Source organism: Mesorhizobium sp. M1006 (assembly GCF_040318825.1).
Classification (GTDB): domain Bacteria; phylum Pseudomonadota; class Alphaproteobacteria; order Rhizobiales; family Rhizobiaceae; genus Mesorhizobium.
In genome coordinates this window covers 150,671-169,248 of sequence record NZ_JAMYMZ010000006.1, presented here as the reverse complement: position 1 = coordinate 169,248, position 18,578 = coordinate 150,671, and the positions used below count along the sequence as shown (strand labels likewise).

Below are 18,578 nucleotides of genomic sequence, written 5' to 3'. Positions count from 1 at the left end.
CAAGGTTCGGATTGCCGCGTCAAGCGCCGGCGTATCCGGCTTTTACCCACTAGCATTTCATCATTGATCTTTGATCAAATCATGATACCGTCAGCTGCATCGAATGACAAGGAGCACGTTTCGTGCCCTTGGGAGGCATTTGGTCGTCTGAATTGGGAGGAGTTTCGAATGGGTATCGGATCGAAAGCCCGGCGGCTCGCGCTGCTGGCCGGCATGGCTGTTTGCGCCTTTGGGATGTCGGCGGCCGAGGCGGCCGGAAAGCACAAAATATTTCTCAGCATGAGCTTTATCGGCAATGATTGGCAGGCCGAGGCCGCCAACATGGTCAAGGCGATGGCGTCGCACAAGAGCATGGCCGACAAGGTCGACCTCCAGGTTCAGGTGGCCGGGCCGAACGCACAGCGCCAGATCCAGCAGATCAACGCGATGGTGCAGGCAGGTGCCGAAGCCATCGTGATCTTCCCGATCTCGCCGACAGCGCTCAACCAGGTGGTGAAGAACGCCTGCGACAAGGGGGTAAAGGTGTTTGCCTATGATGCCGAGATCACAGAGCCCTGCGCCTACAACGTCCATATCGATCAGGAAGAGGCTGGCCGCGTGACGGCGGAGTGGCTGGTCAAGAAGCTCAATGGCAAGGGCAACATCATCGCAGTGACCGGCGTTCCCGGCACCTCGGTCGACGATCTGCGCACCAAGGCCGCAAAGGAAGTGTTTGCCAAGCATCCCGACATCAAGATCGTGGGCGAGGCTGTCGGTATGTGGAGCCAGGCGGTGGCCCGTACCGAACTTTCCAAGATATTGGCGACGCGCAGCTGGGACGACATAAATGGGCTGTGGATGCAGGTCGGCTGCTTCACCGCCAATTCCATGCAGCTCGAGGCCGGCAAGAAGAGCAGCGAATTGCTGCCTTGCGCCGGCGAGGGCTCCAATGGCGGGCGCATCCAGATGCTGCCGGAGGGCACGGAGGTCGAGGGCGCAGCCTCTCCCTATGCGCCGCTCGGCGCGCCGCGGATCTCCTATGCATCGCCGCCCTATTCCGGCGCGCTTGCCCTCAAGCTTGCAGTCGAGGCGCTTGACGGCAAGGAGGTTGCCAAGAAGACGATCCTGCCACTGCCGGTCGTCACCAACGACACGATAAAGCTTTGTGACGAAGGCACTTGGGCGGAGATGAAGGCTGGCTGTAACGCCTTCAAACCGTCGCTGGTCTCCAACCCCGGCTGGTTCGCCTCGATCTTCTCCGACCAGACACCTGAAATCGGTCTCGCGGCCGCCCTTGTCGGCCAGCCCGAGGAGTAAGGCTCTCCGAATGGGGCGTGGGGTGCTTTGGAGGCACTCCCACGCACCCCGTGCAGGCCGGGACTGGGATCATGATGTCAGCGCAATCGACAGCTGTCGGCATAGAGGGCGTCCGCAAGGCGTTTGGTGCGACGGTCGCCCTCGATGGCGTCTCCTTTGAGATCGTTTCGGGCAGCGTGCACGCGCTGCTCGGCGAAAACGGTGCCGGCAAGTCGACGCTCGTCAAGCTGCTGTCGGGACTGGTGCGGCCCGACGAAGGGCAAATCACCGTTCTTGGTGAACCGGCGCCACTCGGTTCGCCGCGCGCCGCGCACGCCAAAGGCGTGCAGACAGCCTTCCAGGAAATGACGCTGGTGCGCGATCTCAGCGTTCTCGACAACATGCTGCTGCCCTACGCGCCTGTCGGCCCGAGCGGCCTGATCAGGCGGGCGAGCGCGCGCAGGGCGGTGCGCCAGCACATTTCAGATCTCGGCTTTTCGGTCGATCTTGATGCCGAGGTCGCGACCCTCGATCTCGCCGTCCGCCAGAAGATTGAAATCGCGCGCGCGCTCTATCGCAAGCCGCGCATCCTCCTGCTCGACGAACCGACCTCGACGCTGGCGGGCGGCGATGTCGAATGGCTGGGCGGCATCATCGCGCGACTTAAGGCCGCCGGCACGACGGTCGTGTTCATCACCCACCGCATGCGAGAGGTGCGGGCCTTCTGCGACACGCTGACCATTCTCAGAAACGGCCGTCACATCGTGACGGCGCCGGTGGCCGACGTCCCGGATGGAGAAGTGATCGAAAAGATCATCGGTCGCAGCATCGCCCAGACCTTTCCGCCAAAACCCGAAAGCGAGGCGGTCTTCGGTCCGCCGGTGCTCGGCGTACGCGATCTCAAGGCCGGCATGAAGCTCGACGGCGTCGGTTTCGACCTCCGCCAGGGCGAGATTCTCGGCATTGCCGGGCTTCAGGGCATGGGCCAACTCGACCTGTTCCTCGCCTGCTTCGGCATGGCCGAGATCGAGCGCGGCCATATCCTGGTCGACGGGCGCGAAGTGTGGCTCGGCTCGCCCGCCGATGCGCTCAAGCCCAATATGGCGATCGGGCTGGTGCCGGAGGACCGCAAGACCGAAGGCCTGTTCCTGAAGCTCTCGGGCCGGCAAAACGTATCGCTGCCGGTCGTCGCGCGTTTTACCCGATTTGGCCTGATCAGCAGGCACGAGGAGGCGCAGGCCGTCCAGTCCGCCTTCTCGGCGGTCGAGGTCGACCACCGCGCCATGTGGACGAGGGCGGGGGCGTTTTCGGGCGGTAACCAGCAGAAGATCGCCATCGCCAAATGGCTGGTCGCCGAGAGCCGCATCCTGCTGCTCTTCGACCCAACCCGCGGCATCGACGTCGGCACCAAGCACGAGCTCTATGTGATGATGCGCGACTATGTGGCGGCCGGCGGCTCGATCCTTCTGCATTCAACCGAAATTCCCGAGCTGGTCCATCAATGCGACCGAGTGCTCGTCCTCTATGACGGTCGCCTGGTGGCGGAGCTTGCCGGCAACCACATCACGGAAGGCGCGATCATGCGACCGGCGCTGGGGCAAGGCGAGTTGGTCAGGGAGGCGGCGGAATGAGCGTGACGAGTTTGCCCGCCGCGGCACCGGCCGCGACATTGACGCGGCTTCTCGCGCGGCACAGCGGCGCGATCATCGCGGCGATCGTCTTTGCGGTGCTCCTGCTTGTCGTCGATCTGGTCAGTGCCGGGCGGCTCACCTATTTCGACATTTCGTTTCTCTCCAGCGGCGGCGCCACCTCGGCACTGGCGGCGATCGGCCAGACGGTGGTCATCCTGTCCGGCGGTTTCGACCTGTCCGCCGGCGCGGTGATCTCGCTGGTCAATGTCGTCCTGGCAAAAGGTATGGATCCGATGGCGACCGGCACCAGTGTCGCGCTGTGGACCTTGGCCGGAATTGGTGTCGGCATGCTGGTCGGCGCCTTTAACGGCTTCTTCATTGCCGTCCTGCGCATGCAGCCTATCGTCGTCACGCTGTCGACCATGTTCATCCTGCAGGGGGTAACGCTGCTGGTCATGGACAAGCCGGGCGGCTTCGTCTCGTCCGATCTTGGCGCCTTCTATCTCGGTGATGCTATCGCCGGCTGGATACCGATGCCGCTGGTGGTCATCGGCGTCGTCCTGCTCGCCTGGTTCTGGCTCAAAGGCACACGCTTCGGGACGGCGCTTTATGCCGTCGGCAGCGATCCGGACGCGGCCGCTTCGGTCGGCGTGCGCGTCGTTCTCGTGCGCTTCCTGGTCTATGTCATAGCCGGCGGCTGCTACGGGCTCGCCGGCGTCTTCATCAGCGCACAGACGGGCAGCGGCGATCCGCTCGTCGGTAACCCGTTGTTGCTGTCGATGTTCGCGGCGGTCGTCGTCGGCGGTACAAGGCTGGGCGGCGGTCAAGGCGGGCCGGTTGGCACCGTCTTCGGCGCCTACATCCTGATGATGGTCGTCAACATCCTGCTCGTACTCAACGTCTCGGCCTATTATTCGACGATCGCCGAGGGCACGATCCTGATCCTTGCCGTGCTTGCCGGCTCGCTGTCGCATGGCTCCGTACTCGCCCGCCAACTGCGTGCGCTGCGGGCGCGGTTGGCCGCATGGCGCGCCGGAATGCTGCCCTCGCAGATCGATCGCACCGACCGGCGGCTGAGGATCGCGCGTGGCAGCACCGACGATCAGCAGGCGCCGCAGCCGGCCTTCCATATACGCAATGCCGAGACGCTGCGTTATGCGCTGCCGGCCTATGTCTGCCTGGCCGTCGTCGTGATCGTCACCCAGATCTGGCTCGGACGCGCCATCGTCAACGTCACCTACTGGAACTCGCTTTTCGTGCTGTCGAGCTTCCTCGCCGTCCTGGCGCTTGGGCAAGGCAGCGTAATCCTCACCGGCGGGCTCGACCTGTCGGTGCCGTGGACGATCGGTCTCTCGGGCATCCTGCTTGCCGGCATGGTCAACGGCTCGGATGGTGCACTTGCCTATGCGCTGCCGGCGGTGCTGCTCACAGCTTGCCTGATCGGTTTTGCCAACGGCATCGGCATCGTCTTCCTCGGCATTTCGCCGATCGTGATGACGCTGGCCACCAACGGCATTCTGCAAGGCGTCGCGCTGCTTTACTCGCAGGGTACGCCGGCCGGCTTCTCCTCGCCGATGCTGCGCTGGTTCATGACCGGGAAGGTATTCGTTGTGACGCCGATGGTGCTGTTCATGATCGCCTTCGTCGTCTTTGCCGTGCTGCTGCTCGGCCGCACCGCTTTCGGCCGCCGGGTTTATGGCATCGGCAACAGCCTGCGCGCCGCCCAGCTCTCCGGCATCGCGGTCGGGCGCACGCTCATCCTCGTCTATGTGCTGTCGGCAGTCTGCGCGGGGCTCGTCGGTATCATGCTGACCGGCTTTTCCGGCCAGGCCAGCCTCGGCATGGGCGACGATTATCTGCTGCCCTCGATCGCCGTAGTCGTCGTCGGCGGTGCGCTGATCACCGGCGGGCGCGGCCACTATCTCGGCATGCTGGGGGGCGTGCTGCTTTTGACGGCGTTGCAGATGCTGCTCGCCGGCACGACGCTGCCTTACGCGACGCGGGCGATCCTGTTCGGGCTGGTGGTGCTCGCTGCGGTCATGGCGCTGCGCGAAAGGCGAATTCAATGAAAGGAATGGAATAATGAGCTCCAGCGCACCGGCATCGGCGGACGAATTCCTGACCGGGATCAAAGGCCAACGCGTGCTGGTCACGGCGGGCGCCGGCGGCATCGGCTTTGCCATTGCAGAGACACTGTCGCGGCTCGGCGCACGTGTCGTGATCTGCGACATTTCCGACGAGGCGCTGGCCGCCGCTCCAGAGAGGCTCACACTCGCCGGCGCAGTCAAAGCGGACGTCTCGCGCGACGACGATGTCGACCGGCTGTTCGAGACCGTCAAGAAGAAGCTCGGCGGGCTCGACGCCCTGATCAACAATGCCGGCATTGCCGGGCCGACCGGCGGGGTCGATGAGATCGATCCGGCAGACTGGCGGCGCTGCATAGATATCTGCCTGACCGGTCAGTTCCTGTGCGCGCGCCGTGCCGTGCCGCTGATCAAGGCGGCGGGCGGCGGCTCGATCGTCTCGATGTCTTCGGCCGCCGGCCGCCATGGCTACGCGTTCCGCACGCCGTACTCGGCTGCCAAGTTCGGCGTTGTCGGCCTGACCCAGAGCCTTGCCAAGGAACTCGGACCGCATGGGATCAGGGTCAACGCCATCTTGCCCGGCATCATCGAAGGGCCGCGCATCGACAAGGTCATTGCCGACCGCGCACAGCAGCTCGGCGTTTCAAACGAGGAGATGACACAACGTTATCTGCAGAACATCTCGCTGCGCCGCATGACCAGCCCATACGATGTCGCGGCGGTGGTGGCCTTCCTGCTTTCCGATGCGGGCATCAACATTTCCGGCCAGTCGCTCGGCGTCGACGGCAACGTCGAGACACTCTGAGGGGGAGATCATGGCGAAGGTAGCAATTGTCGGAAGCGGCTTCATCGGGCGAGCGTGGGCGATCAGCTTCGCTCGTGCCGGCCATGATGTGCGCATGTGGGACCAGGCGCCGGCCGCGGCCAGCGGTGCGCGCGACTATATCGCTGGGGTGCTCGGCGACCTTGCCGCCAACGACCTGCTGCGGGGACAGGCGGTCGATACCGTGCTTGGCCGCATCACCATTGTGGAGGAGCTTGGCGAGGCCCTGGCCGATGCCGTCCATGTCCAGGAGAACACGCCGGAAAACCTCGAGGTGAAGCGTGACGTGTTCTCCCGCATCGACGCACTTTCCGGTCCGCAGGCGGTGATCGCCAGTTCCACCTCGGCGCTGTTGCCGTCGAGATTCACCGATCATCTTGAGGGGCGCCATCGCTGCCTCGTCGTGCACCCGATCAATCCGCCCTATCTCATCCCGGCAGCGGAGGTGGTGCCGGCGCCATGGACCTCCGCCGAAACGGTGGAAAGGACCCGCGCGTTTCTTGTCGAGGCGGGCCATGCGCCACTGGTGATGAAGCGCGAGCTCGACGGCTTCATCATGAACCGCTTGCAAGGCGCGCTGTTGGAGGAGGCGTTTCGGCTCGTCGCCGACGGCTATGCCAGCGTCGAGGACGTCGACACTGGCCTGCGCGACGGGCTGGCGCTGCGCTGGTCGTTCATGGGTCCGTTCGAGACGATCGACCTCAATGCACCGGGTGGTGTGCGCGACTATGTCGAGCGCTATCAGGCGATCTATTCCAACATCTTCCCGCAGATGCTGCGCCGCGTCGACTGGGCCGGCGAGGTCATGGAGACAATCGAGGCCGAGCGCCGCAAGCGCCTGCCGCGGGAAGAACTCGGCGAACGGCAGGTCTGGCGCGACCGCCGGCTGATGGCGCTGGCGGCGCACAAGAAAAAGTCGGATCAGGAGTTTGGACAATGACGCAAACAAGCCGCAAGCCCGGCGCCCAGCAACCCAGCGGCAAGGTCATCATCACCTGCGCGGTAACGGGGGCGATCCACACGCCGACTATGTCGCCTTATCTACCGATCACGCCGGACCAGATCGCGCGCGAGGCGATCGCGGCGGCGGAGGCGGGTGCGGCGATCCTGCATCTGCATGCCCGCGACCCCGAGACCGGCAAGCCCGACCAGACGCCAGAGGCGTTCGCGCGTTTCCTGCCGCGCGTCAAGCAAGGCACCAATGCCGCCATAAACATCACCACCGGCGGCAGTCCTTACATGAAGGTGGAGGAGCGTGTGCGCCCCGCCGCCCAATTCAAGCCGGAGGTCGCCTCGCTCAACATGGGCTCGATCAATTTCGGGCTCTATCACCTCGCCGACAAATACGAGACGTTCAAGTTCGATTGGGAAAAGCCGCATCTGGAAGCGACGCGTGATCTGGTCTTCCGCAACTCGTTCAAGGACATCGAATACATACTGGCAACCTGCTACGACAATGGGACGCGCTTCGAGTTCGAGTGCTACGACATCGCCCATCTCTATAACCTCTCCCATTTCGCCGATCGCGGGCTGGTGAAGCCGCCGTTCTTCGTGCAGTCGGTGTTCGGTCTGCTCGGCGGCATCGGCACGCACCCGGAAGACGTCGCCCATATGAAGCGCACCGCCGATCGCCTGTTCGGCGACCAGTTCCGCTGGTCGGTGCTGGGTGCGGGCGCCAGCCAGTTGCGCATCGCGGCACAATCGGCAGCGCTTGGCGGCAACATTCGCGTTGGGCTCGAAGACAGTCTTTGGGCCGGTAGGGGCAGGCTTGCCAAGTCGAATGCCGAGCAGGTGGTGCTCGCCCGCAAGATCGTCGAAGGCCTCGGCATGGAAGTGGCAACGCCCGACGAGGCCCGCGAAATCCTGTCATTGAAGGGCGGCGACCAGGTCGCGTTCTGACCGGTTTCTGAAAGGTTCGAACAGAGGAGGACGGCATGAAGATCGAAGTCGTGGTGGACGTGAAGACCACGCTGGGCGAGGGACCGCTGTGGGACGTTGAACAGGAGCGCCTCTACTGGATCGACAGTTTCGACGGGCGTGTGTTTCGGGCAACCGCCGACGGGAGCGAGATCCGTTGCTGGGACGTGCCGATGAAGATCGGTTCGATGGCATTGCGCAAGGACGGAGGTGGCGCGGTGGTATCGCTGCAGCGCGGTTTCCATCTGCTTGATTTCGCCACCGGCGAGGTGACGCCGATTCACGATCCGGAGCCGGACAGGCCGATGAACCGGCTCAATGACGGCAAGGTCGACCGGCGCGGCCGCTTCTTCGCCGGCTCAATGGACACGATGGAAGAGGGACCCTCCGGCGGACTCTACCGGCTCGATCCGGATTTCTCCGTTACCAGAATAGATTCCGGCATCATCTGCTCGAACGGTCCGTGCTGGAGCCCGGACGACCGCACCTTCTATTTCGCCGACACCTGGACCGGCGAGATCTGGGCCTACGACTACGACATCGCAACCGGTGCCGCCACCAACCGGCGCACTTTCACGCGTGTCGATACCAGCCGGGGAGGAGCGGCTGACGGCTCAACTGTCGATGCGGAAGGATTCCTGTGGAACGCGCTGGTCTATGATGGCAGGCTGGTCCGCTACGCGCCCGACGGCAGCGTTGATCGCATCATCGACATGCCCGTCAAGAAGATCACCAGCGTCATGTTCGGCGGGCCGAGGCTCGACACCCTGTACGTCACTTCGATGGCCAAGCCGCCGCTGCCGCGCTTTCCGGGCGACGGAGTTTTACGCGGCAGCCTTTTTGCCATCACCGGCCTCGGCGTAACGGGAGTTCCCGAGCCAAGATTTGCCGCGTAAATCGGTGCGTAATGGCGATGTCCTTCCTGCCTGCTTGGTGCCACCCCAACGTCCCGCCGCAGGGCAACTGGCGCTGGAAGCTCGTGCCCTGCGGTTCTGATGGAACCCACAATGAGAGGCTTGAGGCGCCTTCGCCTGACGTGCGCGCGAACATGTCCCTGGAGAAACCATCAACCGAGCGTTGGAAACCTGCTAGCAACAAGAAATCCACCCATTAGCAACTCCAACGCATCGAGTGCCTCTTCGTCCCGCAAATTGGTCAGAGCTACGCTGTCCACCAAGACAACCTTTTCATTGTCTATGTCATAGACTTCCCAAAGTCCGTCCCTGATCCTTCGGATGGCGTGTCGACGCTCCATAAGCGGAACCTAATACTCGAGTCGCGGCGACGTTGATAGAAAATTCGGGCACGAGCCGATCATAATAGTGGAAAACCGCAGGTCGCCCTGACGATGCTCTTACGATTGAGTCCACGAAAAAGCGCTTCAGAAAACGAAGAGCACCGATGGCGGCAGCACGACAGGCGGTGCGGCTATCACCAGTCCTGTGTTGAGGGCAGGTTGGTTTCCGCTATCAACCGCTTCGTCATCGACCACAAGCTGCAGTCATAGCCCTTCGTCTGGACCGACGATCCCGACAAAATCATCACGGCCGCCGCGCGTGCACCAGGTGCTGGAGTCGATCCATAGCATTGACTATAGCAGTGTGGCGGTCCGCGAATGTCCGCTCTCCCAATAGGCAAGTTCGACCCCAAACAGACGTCCTCGTCAGTCTTTCGCTAGTCGACACGCAGGCCTCGATGGCGACGACGTCCGTGAACGACAGGATTGGAGCTTTCGGTACTGACATACGGTTCTATCTCAGGCAAAGAGCAAATCGTGGACTACGGCGCCCATCAGGACAACGATTGCGAGCAGGGAGACTGCAAAAGCGATCGTGCGCCAAGGCTGCATGGCCTTCAGATAAACTATCGAATGTACGATCCTGGCGACTACAAAAATTGCGAAAATGGGAATTGCAATTGCTGCCTTTCCTCCCGTGAAAACAAAGAGCAGGCCCAGCAGCAGAAATGGATAGATCGTGGCCTCGGCATTGCGGTGTGCGCGCAGGAGCCGCGCGACAGTTGGCGGGTCAATTTCTGACACGGGTACACCATAGCGAGCCCCATCCTCCGGATTGATTGCCACGCCACCCTTCGCGCGGATCGCCCCGCTGGAAGCCCAGAGCATCAGAAGATTAAGGCATAGAACGACGCAGGTGATGGCATACGCCACCAGAGCCGCATCTGCCGCTGTCCAGATTGATTGTTGCATCTAATGTCACTCGCCGCTGCTCGGAGCAGTTGACGGAGAGCTGGATGTCCGTTGTGCCATCGCGCCAATATGTGCGGCAAGGTTGTCCAATGTCTTGGCCGTTCCGGTGTCGATGCCCATTTTAAGATATTGCTCCAACCGTTCCGCCGAGCCGCACTCGATCCTCACCGTCAGAAACGTCTTGCCGCCAGTCTCGTCGAGAATGACACGCCCGATCGCCCCCCGCTTCGAAGACGAGATGACGCGGCGGTGCGATCTCGCGATAGACGCCAGCGAACTGGTTGGCGCCAGGGGGATGCCGGTTGACGAACCTGAAGGCCCCTCCCGGACGCAGGTCGATCTCGCATTGTGCGAGCGGTTCGCCTGATGGATCCCACCAGCATGCCACATGCTCCGGCTGCGTCCATGCCTCAAAGACCTGTTCACAGGGCGCAGCAAGCACGCGCGTCAGAATGATCGTGTGCTTGTCCCGGTCGAGTATCAGGTCGGTGTTCGCGATCCCTGCCAGCATGCTACTTCTCCTTTTTGCCCATTTTTTCGAGGTGGCGATCCAGATTGTCGAGCCTGTCTTCCCATTGGCTGCGAAACGGCTCTACCCAGTCGGCAATATCCTTGAGAGCCGTTGTCACCAGCTTGCGCGGTCGCCGCTGCGCATCACGTCCGCGTTCGATGAAACCCGCATCCTCCAGCACCTTGAGATGCTTGGAGATCGTGGGTTGACTGAGTTCGAATGGTGCCAGCAGTTCCGACACCGTGGCTTCGCCCGTCGCAAGGCGGGCCAGGATCGCGCGTCGCGTGGGATCGGAGAGGGCCGAGAATGCCTTGCTCAGACGGTCGCCGGTGGGTCCATATATTGCCATATGACTATATAGCCATATGGCGATTAACGAGTCAAGACCTTAGATAAGAGGCCGTCGGCTAGGCACGACGATTGCCTCGGGTGGGCGGGCTTCTTGCTTACCCTATCCGAGGAGTCCGATGGGTATGTCTGGGGAAGCCGCTCCAGATTGCCAATCGTTTTCCTGTTGAGCTGCATACCGATTGCCTATTCGGCACCGGGCGGAGATGTTTCAATGGCCAGGACCTCCAAGCCGTCAATTTCTTGCATCACCTTTCCAGCGATGCCTTGCAAGTCGCCGTACATCCCCGCGGTCGACTCGATTACGCCTTGTATTTGAGCCTCCCGCTTGGCCCACAGGCGTGTTGTGGCCTTGCGTTCCTTGGCCAGGTCCTCCTGCATATCAGAGAACTTTTCGACGATGGCCTCGACGCGATGGCGGAACCGCGGACCGGTCAGATAGCCATAGACCTGCTCCATTTTGGTGGCTTGGCCGTCCTGGGCGAGGCGGGAGTTCGCCAGCTCGATGAGTGATTGTCGCAGCATGATTGCGATCGGCATCGCGCATTTGGGATGGGCGACATAGACCCCGTCCAGAAGATCGAAGGTTTCCACACCGGCAGGCAGAGCTTCCGAGATCATAAGCGCAATGTCCGCCTTTGCGGCCCGCTGATCAGCCCTGAGCTTCCCCAACCAACCCTGGCTCCAGTTCTTGGTGCGTTTCGATTCCCACAAAATGGCGCCGCATGGCTGGCCGGCCGGTCCGACGACGCGGTGCAGGACATCTCCGCCGAACTCACCCTTGGCAACCGGTTCAATGACGTCCATTGGGAACCGGCCGGCAATGAGGGCTTCCAGCTGAAGCTCCAGAACTTCACCCTGCAGCTGCTGGGAACCCTGTTCCGCACGGCGCTTCAGCTCCTCAATCTGACGCTGCATGCCTGCGATCTGTTCTTCCTTTTCCGCGACCTTCATTTTGAGCCCGTCTTCCGCTTCCGACCTCGCCTTGACGCGAACGGCGTCCAGCCCCTCCTGGATCTTCCTTTCGATGGTCAGCGCCATCTCCCGGCTTTCGTCGTCAAGCGCACGCTGCTTTTTCAGGAATTCCGCCTGTTGCTGCTGGGCCTCGGTGAGCTTTTCGTCGCGCGCCTTCAACGTCGCCTCCAGCTCGGCAAGCTTCTTATCCTTGTCCTCCAGGTCTACCGAAAGCAGCAATTTTGCCTTGCGGGCTTCCTCGACCGCGATTCCGGCACGCTCAAGCTTGATTTGCCCAGCCACCTGGTTGGCGATGTCCTCTTTGGCGGCGACGATCTCGGCCTGCTGGCGCTTGAGCTCCTCTTCTCTGGCAGCCATCGATGCCTTGCTCTGCGCCAGGCGCATTTCGTATTCTTCACGCGTGGCGGCAATCAAAGGGGCCGCGAGCGACTCATTGAGCTTGATTTCCGTCTTGCAGCTTGGGCAGCTGATTATCGGTTCATTGAGAATCCTGTCCCCCTGCAGCATGGTATTGATGGGCTGGACGGTCATCTGCGCGCTGCCTCCCTGAGGAATCAGTTAAAGGACACGCCGGACTATATATCTCGCCACGCGTTTTCGGAAAAGAACAAAAAGTGAACCATTTTTCTGCGGCTCCATGAAGTCCATGTGATCGGCGATGTATCTGCGCGTGCTGACTGAGAAGGCGAGGGCCCGGGAGTTTTCGGTCGGGCCTATGCTGATGGCTGCTTTGAAAGCTAATGGATCACCGACCAGGATGGCCGGTAACGGAATCGCCTAGCCTTGCTCTAATTTAGCTTGGGCCATATTTGCTGTGACTGAGTGGTGATCCCACAGGAATCGAACCTGTGACCTACAAATTAGGAGTTTGTCAGGCGACCTTTACTGTTGCTTCCCAATGCCGGTCTTTGTACGATTGCGCTGTCTCTAACATGTTCAAGTTGTTGTAGTTTCGTACTGCACGGCTATAATAGCGTAGACAAACCAACAGAGCGCGTGGCATTGCTTACTATGCGTCGGCCAAACCGGACTGCCGCCACTGCGCGACGGCGTCGACCCCGCCTGGTATAGCGGTCTTACCACCATGGTTGACGCCTGCGAGGTCCAGCAGCACGCCCCTTGTCATCGGTCCAGCGTGACCAAGAGTACGGTGTGCGTCAAATCCCGAACAAGGCCATGGTTTCTTTTATTCCTTTTTGGGTCAGGGCGGGCAGGCGCTCTCGATTATCCTTGCCGACAACCAATCCAGGCCAACGTCCGACGTCGATCGTGCATGCCGCACAAGGCTGAACGTAAACGGATCAATGGCGAGTGGCGTTTCAAGGACCGCAAGCCCGAACTGATCGGCGTATTTGGCGGCGAGCCGGGCCGGGACCGTTGAAGAGAGATCGCCGCTCGCCACAACGCCCATGGCCGTCATGAACATCGGGACGCTGGCGACAACCCGGCGCCGCAGCCGGCGCTTCTTCAGAGCCTGATCGACCATCCCATGAAATCCACCCCTGAATGAGACGAGGATGTGATCGAGCGATAGGTATTCTTCGAGCGACATCGCCGCGTCGTGAGCGAGCGGATGGTCTTTCCTGACAACAACGACAAAGTCTTCTTCGAAGACTGGCACGGCCCGGAACTCGTCGGGCAGATCCCAGACGCGCCCGATCGCCATCTCCATTTCGTTGGTGCGCAGGGCGTTCAGGCTTTCGGTTCCGACAGCGAATTGAAACGCCACCCGGCATCCAGGTGCCTCGGCACGCAACGTCCTTATCAGCGGCGGGGCAATCACGGCGCCGACAAGGTCGTTGCCGGCGAGCCGGAACGAGCGCGTGGATGTTTCGGGGTCGAAGTGCGTGGGAACCTTGAGTGCATCCTGGGCAAGTCGAAGAATGACTTCGACTTGTGGGAGAAGCTGTGAGGCACGCTGTGTCGGTTCCAGACCGTTCGGGCGCCTGACGAACAGGGGATCGTCGAAGAGTTCCCGTAGCCGAGCCAGCGCATGGCTGACGGCAGACTGGCTGACACCCAGCGTAGCCGCAACAAGCGTTGTCTTTTGCAATCGAACGAGATCCCGAAAGATCGTCAGCATGGTGAAGTCGAGCCGGCGCAGTTTCTGCTGATCGGTGTTGGCTTTGCTAGTCAACTGCATCTCCTACTTGCTGCACCAGCCATCCTGTTCGGCCATGATATCCGAATTGTTCATATCATATATCGAGCGATTTCAGTTGAACGAATAATGACTCATCCTATGATCGAAGGCGAGAGGTTCGGTCGTGGCAGTGGCCGGTCGCAAGAAGGGATCGCTGAACTTGATGGACAGTCCACTGGGCGCACCGACCAAGGTCGGATCGCTGGATCGAAGGCAATTGCTGGTCGCGACCGGCGCTCTGCTCTTGTCGGCGCAGGTCACCGTCAAAGCGCGGGCCGCATCTTCACTCCCCGACAAATTCATCAATGCCTGGCTGCGCATCGATCCAGACGACATGGTGACGATCATGCTCTCCCAGTCGGAAATGGGACAGGGCATCCAAACCACCCTTCCTTTGGTGCTCGCCGACGAACTCGGCGCCGACTGGTCGCGCGTCGCGCTTGAATGGGCCGATTTCGATCCCGCATACCGGCACCCGCAATATCAATGGATGTTCACCGGCAACAGCGAATCGATCTCGACCTTCTTCCCGATCATGCGCACCGTTGGCGCCGCCGCACGCGAGATGCTCGTCGGTGCGGCCGCGACGCGTCTGGGGGTTGCCGCTGCGAGCCTTCGCGTCGACCAGGGCCGCATCCATCATGATCCGACTGACCGGGTGGTGAGTTTTGGTTCGGTTGCCGCTGACGCGGCGAGGCTCGATATCCCAAAGGATCCTCAGCTCAGGCCGACAAGCAGCTTGGAACTGATCGGCAAGCCGCAGCCACGCGTCGACATACCCTCGAAAGTCGATGGCTCGGCGATTTTCGGCATCGACGTGAAGGTGCCCGGCATGGCGGTGGCCGCCATCCGCCGCGCTCCTTCGCAAGGGGGATCGCTGGCGGCCTTCGACCCAACGGCGATCAAGGCTGAGCGCGGTGTGCTTGCCGTCGTCGAAATTCCGTCCGGCCTCGCTGTCGTTGCCAATGACTACTGGACGGCGGAGCGGGCTCTCGATGGCGCAGAGCTTACGTTCAAGCCGGGTCCACTCGCCGGATATTCAACCAGTGGCCAAAGGGCCGAATATAGCGCGCTGCTGAAATCCGCGTCGTTCGACACGAAAGTCAAAGCGGGCGACGCTTCTGCCGTTCTGGCGGCTGCCGACAGCCCGCTGGAGGCTATCTTCGAAATCCCGGTGCAGGCGCACGCGACGATGGAGCCGATGAACTGCACGGCCCATGTGACGGACGATCGGTGCGAGTTGTGGATCCCGACACAGGGCGTCGAGATCACCCACGCTGTCGCCAAGCAGATGCTGGGTCTCGCCGACGACCAGATCATCATCCACAGAACGTTGCTGGGCGGCGGCTTTGGGCGGCGGCTGCTCGCGGATTTCGCGAAGATCGCGATCCTGGTTGCAAAGGCCGCCGGCCGCCCGGTCAAGGTCATCTGGAGTCGGGAAGAGGATTTCCGCTACGACGCCTACCGGCCGCCAATGGTCCATGCGGTGAAGGCGTCTCTCGGCAATGACGGGTTGCCGGCGGCGATGACGCATCGTGTCGTCTCGCCGTCCCACATGCTCTACATATTCCCGCGCGGTGTCATCAAGGCACAGGGCGACTGGGCGCGGCCGATCATGCCGCCGGCGGCATACGATGGCATGGCCGTCGAGGGCCTGACTGAGACGCCTTACGCCATTGCGAACTATGCGGTCGAACAACATCGCGTCGACACGCCGCTCTCGGTTTCCGTCTGGCGCACGACCGGCCACGGACCGAACAATTTCGTTCTGGAAAGCGTCATCGACGAGTTGGCGCACCGCGCCAATGCCGACCCGCTTTCGTATCGGCTGAGACTTGCCGCTTCCGATCCCCGCGCGGTCGCGGTGCTGAACGCTGTCGGCGCGCTGTGCGGCTGGCAGGCTGCATTACCGGCGGGGCGATTCCGCGGTCTGGCGCTCGCCAAAGCATTCGGCGGCTATATCGCGCAAGTCGTCGAACTCTCCGTCAAGGACAAGACCATCAAGTGTCACCATGTCTGGAGCGCCGTCGATATCGGCCAGACCCTCGACCCAGGCATTGCCAAATCCAACATCGAGGGCGGCGTGGTCTGGGGACTTTCCGGCCTGCGCACCGAGGTAACCTTCGCAGACGGCGAGATCGAGCAGACGAATTTCGATCAGTTTGACCCGCTGCACGTGTCCGAGACGCCTGTCATCACGACTCGGTTCGTCGAGAGCGGCGCCAAGCCGACAGGTGTCGGGGAGATTGGTCCCGTGCCGACGCACGCCGCTTTCTGCAACGCCGTGTTCGCCGCAACAGGCGAGCGCATCCGAGCCCTGCCGATTTCGCGCAGCGGCTACCAGCGGATCTGACGGGAGCAACGCAATGACACGATTTTCCGTCAATGGTCGCGCGGTCACGGTCGACGCCGAGCCGGACATGCCGCTGCTTTGGGCATTGCGCGATCACCTCGGCCTGACGGGCACTAAATTCGGTTGCGGCATCGCTGCCTGCGGCGCCTGTACAGTGCATGTCGATGGCCAGCCCGTGCGCTCCTGTTCCTTTTCGCTCGGTGAAGCTGAGGACAAACATGTCACGACGATCGAGGGACTTTCGGATAACCGCTCGCATCCCTTGCAGCAGGCCTGGATCGCAGAGCAGGTTCCCCAATGCGGCTATTGCCAGTCCGGCATGATCATGGCCGCCGCCGCGCTGATCAACGACAAGCCGCATCCGACGGATGAAGACATCGATGCGGCAATCACCAATCTGTGCCGCTGCGGCACCTATGCCCGCATCCGCGCCGCGGTGCATCGCGCTGCGGGTGATGCGTGATGACTGGCCATCGGCTTGCGCTGGGAGCGCTCGTCGGCGTGACGATTGCCGCCGTCTCGGCGTTCGTGCAGCCGCTGTGGTCGCAAACGAACGGCAGCAGTACGGCCTCAGCCGACGCCTTCGCGACGGTCGCCCGCGTCATGACAAGCCCGCGTTGCCAGAATTGCCACACATTGACTGACTATCCGCGCCAGGGCGACGACCGGCATCGACATCTGTTTCGTGTGGCGCGTGGACCCGCGGATCATGGTGCGGCGGGCCTGCCATGTTCATCCTGTCATGGAAAATCGAACAATGCGGCCAGCGGCGTCCCCGGCGCCGACGAGAACTGGCGCCTCGCGCCACTCAGCATGGGCTGGGACGGCCTTTCGACAAATGAGCTCTGCGAACATTTGAAAGACCCGCGGCACAACGGAAACCGCACTGGCGATCAGGTCATCAACCATCTCAGATCGGCGCTTGTGAGATGGGCCTGGTCACCAGGTACCGATCGGACCGGGCAAGCACGAACGACCCCGCCGATCCCCTATGAGGAATTCGTGATGGATGCCGAAACCTGGATGAGGAGCGGAGCTGAGTGTCCGAAATAGCCAAGCCTGAGGATCTGCCGGATCGCAACACACTGAACAAAGACGCCGCCGACCGAGGTCGCCGCCACTTCCTGCAATATGTGGCCGGTGCGACAGCCGCCCGGGCCGGGTTGTGCGGGTGCGGCATTCATCCCGCCCTTGCGGCCAGCAGCACGACTACGACGCCTGGTGCGGGACCTGTGGTCGACCCTGGCAAAGGCTACCTTGTCCAGCAGATTGGCGATGGGGTTTATTGGGTTACAGATGGTGCCTACAGCACCATGTTTCTTGTCTCTTCGACCGGGGTGATCGCTTGCGATGCGCCACCCAGCCTTGGGGAAAACTACTTTAGGGCTATCGCGGACGTCACGGACAAGCCGGTGACGCATCTGGTCTACAGCCACGAACATGTCGACCATATCGCCGGCGCGCATCTGTTTGCAAAGGACGTTACGATCGTCGCCCACGCCCGGACAGCCGAACTGCTCTCATCGCGGAAGGACCAGCGGCGCCCGGCTCCAACTGTAACCTTCGAAACGACCTATACCCTTGAGCAGGGAAACCAACGCCTCGAACTGGCCTACAAGGGCATCAACCATTCGATCGACAACATCTTCATCTTCGCGCCACGCCAGAAGACCCTGATGTTCATCGACGTCGTTTATCCCGGCTGGATGCCCTATAAGAATCTCGGCGTCGCCGTCGATATTCCCGGCTTCGTCGAAGCACACCGCACTGTTCTTGCCTACGACTTCGAGACGCTGGTCGCCGGCCACGTCAGTCGTCCTGGAAACCGCGCGGATGTCGAGACCCAGGTCGAACTGGTGAAGGACCTCGTCGAGGCGGCGGAACAGGCCTACGCGAGCCTGTCCTTTCCCGCCTTCCTGAAGCAGCATCCGCCAGGGCGCAGTGGCAAAACAGCCTGGGACCTTCATCAGGGCTATGAGCAGGCCCTGGTCTCCCAGATGCATGATGGGCTGCTAACGAAATGGCGCGACAGGCTCGCCGGGACCGAAACCTACCTGCGCGACAATTGCTGGGCGATGCTCGAAACATTCGTCGTCCAGGGCAAGCCGGATATCTCCGGGCTGTAACGCAATACTGTTTGTGGATTCAACCTTCACGGCCTGCGAACCTGAGCAGGTATTGGCAATGGTCGAACGTCAGAACCTATCCACAGCAAAAGCCTTCGCAATTGCACGGCGGCAGGGCTTGACGTGCCCCACGGCAGGGCATTGACGAGGAGTTGACGGATGGCGAACGTTGTTATCGTGGCG

At 61.9% G+C, this 18,578-nt stretch carries 16 protein-coding genes; 11 read left to right on the top strand and 5 right to left on the bottom strand.

Annotated elements, in window-relative coordinates:
• The first annotated feature begins 168 nt into the window (after positions 1-168).
• The 7 genes from NKH60_RS08005 to NKH60_RS07975 all read left to right on the top strand — a co-directional run bounded on the left by NKH60_RS08005 (position 169) and on the right by NKH60_RS07975 (position 8,626).
• Entirely contained in the window at positions 169-1,296 is a 1,128-nt protein-coding gene (locus NKH60_RS08005; protein ID WP_352473178.1) for a sugar ABC transporter substrate-binding protein, read from the top strand.
• Between the two features lie 71 nt (positions 1,297-1,367).
• Positions 1,368-2,906, top strand: a complete 1,539-nt coding sequence (locus tag NKH60_RS08000) for a sugar ABC transporter ATP-binding protein (RefSeq protein WP_352871754.1) — start codon at positions 1,368-1,370, stop codon at positions 2,904-2,906.
• Positions 2,903-4,975 carry an ABC transporter permease gene (locus NKH60_RS07995; protein ID WP_352871752.1) on the top strand — a complete coding sequence of 691 codons (2,073 nt, stop codon included), beginning with the start codon at positions 2,903-2,905 and terminating at the stop codon, positions 4,973-4,975. Before NKH60_RS08000 ends, NKH60_RS07995 begins: the two co-directional genes overlap by 4 nt.
• A gap of 13 nt (positions 4,976-4,988) precedes the next feature.
• Positions 4,989-5,795: an SDR family oxidoreductase gene (locus NKH60_RS07990; protein ID WP_352871750.1), complete on the top strand. Its 807-nt coding sequence runs from the start codon at positions 4,989-4,991 to the stop codon at positions 5,793-5,795.
• Between the two features lie 10 nt (positions 5,796-5,805).
• Entirely contained in the window at positions 5,806-6,753 is a 948-nt protein-coding gene (locus NKH60_RS07985) for a 3-hydroxyacyl-CoA dehydrogenase (RefSeq protein WP_352473185.1), read from the top strand.
• Positions 6,750-7,712, top strand: a complete 963-nt coding sequence (kce, locus tag NKH60_RS07980) for a 3,5-dioxohexanoate:acetyl-CoA acetone transferase (protein WP_352686489.1) — start codon at positions 6,750-6,752, stop codon at positions 7,710-7,712. Before NKH60_RS07985 ends, kce begins: the two co-directional genes overlap by 4 nt.
• Before the next feature lie 35 nt (positions 7,713-7,747).
• Complete coding sequence (locus tag NKH60_RS07975; protein ID WP_352542530.1) at positions 7,748-8,626, top strand: SMP-30/gluconolactonase/LRE family protein; 879 nt, start codon at positions 7,748-7,750, stop codon at positions 8,624-8,626.
• A gap of 860 nt (positions 8,627-9,486) precedes the next feature.
• Here the strand turns inward: NKH60_RS07975 and NKH60_RS07970 are convergent.
• The 5 genes from NKH60_RS07970 to NKH60_RS07950 all read right to left on the bottom strand — a co-directional run bounded on the left by NKH60_RS07970 (position 9,487) and on the right by NKH60_RS07950 (position 13,856).
• Positions 9,487-9,939, bottom strand: coding sequence for an MAPEG family protein (locus NKH60_RS07970; protein ID WP_352473188.1), 453 nt, complete (start codon positions 9,937-9,939; stop codon positions 9,487-9,489).
• Positions 9,940-10,060: 121 nt separating this feature from the next.
• Positions 10,061-10,450 (bottom strand): SRPBCC family protein, encoded by a 390-nt coding sequence (locus NKH60_RS07965; protein ID WP_352871747.1) that lies wholly within the window; start codon positions 10,448-10,450, stop codon positions 10,061-10,063.
• Position 10,451: 1 nt separating this feature from the next.
• On the bottom strand, positions 10,452-10,799 hold the full coding sequence (locus NKH60_RS07960) for an ArsR/SmtB family transcription factor (RefSeq protein WP_352473191.1): 348 nt from the start codon (positions 10,797-10,799) through the stop codon (positions 10,452-10,454).
• A 185-nt stretch (positions 10,800-10,984) separates the two neighbouring features.
• Positions 10,985-12,304: a DUF2130 domain-containing protein gene (locus NKH60_RS07955; RefSeq protein ID WP_352473193.1), complete on the bottom strand. Its 1,320-nt coding sequence runs from the start codon at positions 12,302-12,304 to the stop codon at positions 10,985-10,987.
• 670 nt (positions 12,305-12,974) lie between these two features.
• On the bottom strand, positions 12,975-13,856 hold the full coding sequence (locus tag NKH60_RS07950; protein ID WP_352871744.1) for a LysR family transcriptional regulator: 882 nt from the start codon (positions 13,854-13,856) through the stop codon (positions 12,975-12,977).
• Between the two features lie 184 nt (positions 13,857-14,040).
• Between NKH60_RS07950 and NKH60_RS07945 the strand changes: the two genes are divergently transcribed.
• Genes NKH60_RS07945 through NKH60_RS07930 form a run of 4 tightly spaced genes read left to right on the top strand, consistent with a single transcriptional unit; the run spans position 14,041 to position 18,395 of the window.
• Positions 14,041-16,269, top strand: a complete 2,229-nt coding sequence (locus tag NKH60_RS07945) for a xanthine dehydrogenase family protein molybdopterin-binding subunit (RefSeq protein ID WP_352871742.1) — start codon at positions 14,041-14,043, stop codon at positions 16,267-16,269.
• A 13-nt stretch (positions 16,270-16,282) separates the two neighbouring features.
• Entirely contained in the window at positions 16,283-16,732 is a 450-nt protein-coding gene (locus NKH60_RS07940) for a (2Fe-2S)-binding protein (RefSeq protein ID WP_352542524.1), read from the top strand.
• Complete coding sequence (locus NKH60_RS07935; RefSeq protein ID WP_352822512.1) at positions 16,732-17,322, top strand: hypothetical protein; 591 nt, start codon at positions 16,732-16,734, stop codon at positions 17,320-17,322. Before NKH60_RS07940 ends, NKH60_RS07935 begins: the two co-directional genes overlap by 1 nt.
• The gene (locus NKH60_RS07930) at positions 17,310-18,395 is read left to right on the top strand and encodes an MBL fold metallo-hydrolase (protein ID WP_352686504.1); all 1,086 of its coding nucleotides are present in this window, start codon (positions 17,310-17,312) and stop codon (positions 18,393-18,395) included. Before NKH60_RS07935 ends, NKH60_RS07930 begins: the two co-directional genes overlap by 13 nt.
• The last annotated feature ends 183 nt before the right edge of the window (positions 18,396-18,578 follow it).

Excerpts from the sequence above, each read along its gene's own strand:
- NKH60_RS08005 (WP_352473178.1), top strand. The coding sequence starts at position 169 with ATGGGTATCGGATCGAAAGCCCGGCGGCTCGCGCTGCTGGCCGGCATG.
- NKH60_RS08000 (WP_352871754.1), top strand. The coding sequence starts at position 1,368 with ATGATGTCAGCGCAATCGACAGCTGTCGGCATAGAGGGCGTCCGCAAG.
- NKH60_RS07995 (WP_352871752.1), top strand. The coding sequence starts at position 2,903 with ATGAGCGTGACGAGTTTGCCCGCCGCGGCACCGGCCGCGACATTGACG.
- NKH60_RS07990 (WP_352871750.1), top strand. The coding sequence starts at position 4,989 with ATGAGCTCCAGCGCACCGGCATCGGCGGACGAATTCCTGACCGGGATC.
- NKH60_RS07985 (WP_352473185.1), top strand. The coding sequence starts at position 5,806 with ATGGCGAAGGTAGCAATTGTCGGAAGCGGCTTCATCGGGCGAGCGTGG.
- kce (WP_352686489.1), top strand. The coding sequence starts at position 6,750 with ATGACGCAAACAAGCCGCAAGCCCGGCGCCCAGCAACCCAGCGGCAAG.
- NKH60_RS07975 (WP_352542530.1), top strand. The coding sequence starts at position 7,748 with ATGAAGATCGAAGTCGTGGTGGACGTGAAGACCACGCTGGGCGAGGGA.
- NKH60_RS07970 (WP_352473188.1), bottom strand. The coding sequence starts at position 9,939 with ATGCAACAATCAATCTGGACAGCGGCAGATGCGGCTCTGGTGGCGTAT.
- NKH60_RS07965 (WP_352871747.1), bottom strand. The coding sequence starts at position 10,450 with ATGCTGGCAGGGATCGCGAACACCGACCTGATACTCGACCGGGACAAG.
- NKH60_RS07960 (WP_352473191.1), bottom strand. The coding sequence starts at position 10,799 with ATGGCAATATATGGACCCACCGGCGACCGTCTGAGCAAGGCATTCTCG.
- NKH60_RS07955 (WP_352473193.1), bottom strand. The coding sequence starts at position 12,304 with ATGACCGTCCAGCCCATCAATACCATGCTGCAGGGGGACAGGATTCTC.
- NKH60_RS07950 (WP_352871744.1), bottom strand. The coding sequence starts at position 13,856 with ATGCTGACGATCTTTCGGGATCTCGTTCGATTGCAAAAGACAACGCTT.
- NKH60_RS07940 (WP_352542524.1), top strand. The coding sequence starts at position 16,283 with ATGACACGATTTTCCGTCAATGGTCGCGCGGTCACGGTCGACGCCGAG.
- NKH60_RS07935 (WP_352822512.1), top strand. The coding sequence starts at position 16,732 with ATGACTGGCCATCGGCTTGCGCTGGGAGCGCTCGTCGGCGTGACGATT.